Origin of the sequence: Mesorhizobium sp. M4A.F.Ca.ET.050.02.1.1, assembly GCF_003997725.1 — a bacterium.
Classification (GTDB): Bacteria; Pseudomonadota; Alphaproteobacteria; order Rhizobiales; family Rhizobiaceae; genus Mesorhizobium.
The window spans coordinates 1-3,547 of sequence record NZ_RZSG01000636.1 but is presented as its reverse complement, the minus strand read 5'-3'; the positions used below and the strand labels follow the sequence as shown (position 1 = coordinate 3,547).

4 protein-coding genes and 1 pseudogene are annotated in these 3,547 nt (G+C 65.5%); 2 read left to right on the top strand and 3 right to left on the bottom strand.

What is annotated here, in order from left to right:
* Positions 1-306: pseudogene (locus tag EOA33_RS28415) on the bottom strand (histone deacetylase); the annotation flags it as partial.
* A gap of 103 nt (positions 307-409) precedes the next feature.
* Here EOA33_RS28415 and EOA33_RS28410 point away from each other — a divergent pair.
* On the top strand, positions 410-1,747 hold the full coding sequence (locus EOA33_RS28410) for an MATE family efflux transporter (protein WP_189363135.1): 1,338 nt from the start codon (positions 410-412) through the stop codon (positions 1,745-1,747).
* 68 nt (positions 1,748-1,815) lie between these two features.
* Here EOA33_RS28410 and EOA33_RS28405 read toward each other — a convergent pair whose 3' ends face one another.
* Positions 1,816-2,298, bottom strand: coding sequence for a MarR family transcriptional regulator (locus tag EOA33_RS28405; RefSeq protein WP_189363133.1), 483 nt, complete (start codon positions 2,296-2,298; stop codon positions 1,816-1,818).
* 107 nt (positions 2,299-2,405) lie between these two features.
* On the opposite strand from EOA33_RS28405, the gene EOA33_RS28400 reads away from it, so the two are divergent.
* Positions 2,406-2,804 carry a VOC family protein gene (locus tag EOA33_RS28400; protein ID WP_126056576.1) on the top strand — a complete coding sequence of 133 codons (399 nt, stop codon included), beginning with the start codon at positions 2,406-2,408 and terminating at the stop codon, positions 2,802-2,804.
* 63 nt (positions 2,805-2,867) lie between these two features.
* On the opposite strand, the gene pyrD is transcribed toward EOA33_RS28400, so the two are convergent.
* On the bottom strand, positions 2,868-3,547 hold a 680-nt coding region (gene pyrD / locus EOA33_RS28395; protein ID WP_127407145.1), incomplete at its 5' end, for a dihydroorotate dehydrogenase (quinone).

The window sequence follows — 3,547 nt, the reverse complement described above, 5'->3', positions numbered from 1 at the left end:
CCGCCAGCACCGTGCCGCCGGCGGCAAGCTGTGCCCTGAGCGAAACCCGCGGACCGACCGGAAAGCCGATCTCGCGTTCGATCCTTCCGGCACCTGGCAGGCCAGGACCTGGTCGACATAGTCGGCCGCGTGCGCCAGCTTCAGCCACGATGCCGGCGCCGGCTCGGGCATGGCGAGCGTGTCGCGGCTCGCCAGTCCGCGCGCCTCCAGCGCCCGCATCAGCAGCGGATACTTGCTCATCGGGAAGCGGTGGTTGACGGCGAAACCGGCGTCATAGCCGGGGTGGTGGACGATCTGCAGCGGCATGCCAGCTCCGGGATTCGGTTGGCCGACGCCGGATCGTGATTGCGCGGCACCGGCAAACTGGGGCACATCGGTCGTCCGATCAAGCCGTCCCGAGGACCAGGCCCTGGATCAGCTATCGACATCGGCCGCCGGCCGGTCTTTCGCCGTAACCAACCGCTCGGTGCTTGCCATCGCCGTGCCGATGACGCTCGCCTATCTGACGACGCCGCTGCTCGGCATCGTCGATACGGCGGTGGTCGGCCAGTTCGGCGACGCCGCCCTGCTCGGCGGCCTGGCGGCGGGCGCGCTTGCCTTCGACGTCGTCTTCACCACCTTCAATTTCCTGCGCTCCGGCACCACCGGCCTCGTCGCCCAGGCGTTCGGGCGCGGCGACGCACTGGAAGAGCAGGCGGTGCTCTGGCGCGCCGTGCTGATCGCCGTCGTCGCCGGCATCGTGCTCGCCGCCCTTGCGCCGGTGATCGCCATTGGCGGGCAAAAGTTCATGGGCGCCGAACCGCGCGTCAGCGAAGCGATGGCTGTTTATGTCCATATCAGGCTGCTCGCCGCGCCCTTCTCACTGATCAACTACGCCATCCTCGGCTACGTGCTCGGGCGCGGCGAGGGCGGGCTTGGCCTGATGCTGCAGGCGGTGCTGAACGGCATCAACATCGCGCTTTGCTTCCTGCTCGGCCTGAAGCTCGGCTGGGGCGTCGCCGGCGTTGCCTGGGCGACCGTCACCGGCGAGTTCCTTGCCATGCTGCTCGGCCTCGCCATCGTCCTGCGTCGTTTCCGGAGGTTGGAGCGCCCCTCGCGCCAGCGCATCCTCGACCTGCCGGCCTACCGGCGCATGCTGTCGCTCAACCGCGACATCATGATCCGCTCCTTCTCGCTGCTCGCCGCCTTCGCGCTGTTCACCCGCCAGGGCGCGCAGTTCGGCACGGTGACGCTGGCTGCCAACGCGGTGCTGATGAACTTCTTCCTCATCGCCGGCTACTTCCTCGACGGCTTCGCCACCGCCGCCGAGCAGCTCGCCGGCCGCGCCATCGGCGCGGGCGCCGAAACGCCCTTCCGGCAAGCAGTGCGGCTGACCCTGTTTTGGGGTTTCGGCCTGTCGGGCGTCGCCACCCTCGTGCTGCTGCTGGCCGGTGTCGATCTGGTCGGCCTGATCACGACATCGCCCGAGGTTCGCGAGGTTGCCGACACCTATCTGCCCTGGGCGGCGTTCACCGCGCTCAGCGGCGTGCTGGCGTTCCAGATGGACGGCGTCTTCATCGGCGCCACCTGGTCGCGCGACATGCGCAACATGATGCTGTTGTCGTTCCTCGCCTTCAGCGCCGCGCTGCTGACTTTGGCGCCGGCCTTCGGCAACAGCGGGCTCTGGGCGTCGCTGCACGTCTTCCTGCTGGTGCGAGGCGTGAGCCTGCTTATGGTTCTGCGAGTGCGGGCGCGGACTGCGTTTTAGGTAGTGCCTCCGCTCGGGATCAGGATCCGTTGACGCCGGGAGAGGTGGCTGCTGGCGACGACAACGACCTAGAGGCCGGTGAGCAATTTCTTGAGCAGGGCGTTGAGAGTCTCCTGCTCCGACGGCGTCAGCACGGAGATCAATTGCTCTTCTAGCGCCACCATTGGACCGATCAAATCGTCTATCGCCCGCTTGCCACCAGTCGTTAGCGCAATTTGCTTGCCGCGCCGGTCCTTGGGATCGGGGCGTCGTTCAACCAGCCCGGCGCGCTCCAGTCGATCCAGGCGGTTGGTCATGCCGGCCGACGAGATCATTGCCGATTCGTAAAGCTGCGTTGGCGAAAGCATATAGGGTTCGCCGGAGCGCCTGAGCGGCGTCAGCACATCAAACTCACCTACATTCAGGCCTGCTCCCGAAAGCAGCGGGTTCATGTGATCGCGGATCACGCGCGCGGCGGCATCGAGCAGACGACCTACCGTTTCAATAGGCAACACTGGAAGGTCGGGGCGCTCGCGAGCCCATTGCTTAGCCGCGGCCTCGGCACGATCCATTCGAATATTCTCTCAACAAAATGTATCTTGACATCGAGATACATTGCATCTACTAACATTGCATCAAGACAATAGCGCAGGGCGCGGCGATAGAGAAGGAGAAAGCGATGTCCAGAATGATTTTCGTGAACCTGCCTGTGCGCGACCTGGCGGCGTCGACGGCGTTCTACGTGGCTCTAGGTGGCACCGTAAACCCGCAGTTTTCGGGCGAGAAATCTACCTCGCTCATGTTCTCGGACGCGATCGGGGTGATGCTGCTGAGCCATGACCACTACCGCGAATTCACCAAGCGCCCTATCGGCGACGCGCGGCGTGACAGTCAGGCAATGATCGCCCTCACGGTCGACGACCGCGCCGCCGTCGATGCAACGCTGACCAGCGCGGTTGCGGCGGGCGGTCGCGCCGATCCCAACCCGGCACAGGATCTTGGCTTCATGTATAACCGCCACATTGAAGACCCAGATGGCTATGTTTGGGAGATCGTATGGATGAATCCGGCAGCCTGAACGCGGAAGGGCTACGCGATGAGAGATGACATAAAGGTGTGGGCGCACGGGCGCCATGGCCTTCTAATGAGCCTTGACGGCCCAATGATCCAGGCGGCTGTCGCGCAACTCGCGCAGCGAAGTCAGTCCTTCGCGCTCCACAAACCGCGCCATGCCGGCAACGATTCGCCCCGGCAGCGCCGGCCCGGCATAGATCATGCCGGTATAGAGCTGCACCAGATCGGCGCCGGCGCGGATCTTTTCCAGCGCTGTCTCCGTGGAATTGACGCCCCCGACGCCGATGATCGCCATCTCGGGACCGACGAGCTTGCGCATGCGTGCAAGGACAGCGGTCGAGCGTTCGAACAGCGGCTTGCCTGAAAGGCCGCCGGCCTCGCCGGCGAGGCTTGCGCTCCGTAGTCCCGTCCGCGCGAGAGTTGTGTTGGAGACGATGACGCCGTCGACCCTTTTCTCGGCGACCTCGGCGGCGATGTCTTCCAGTTCGGCCTCGACCAGGTCCGGCGCGATCTTGAGGAAGACCGGCGGCTGCGCCGAAGCCGACGCCCGCGCAGCCATGACGCGCGACAGCAGCTCGCCGAGTTGCTCGCGCGCCTGCATGTTGCGCAGGCCCGGCGTGTTCGGCGAGGAGATGTTGACCGTGAGATAGCTTGCGTAAGGCGCGAAGCGCGTGACGCCGCGTTCGTAGTCGCCGATGCGGTCGGCGCTGTCCTTGTTGGCGCCGATGTTGACGCCGACGATGCCAA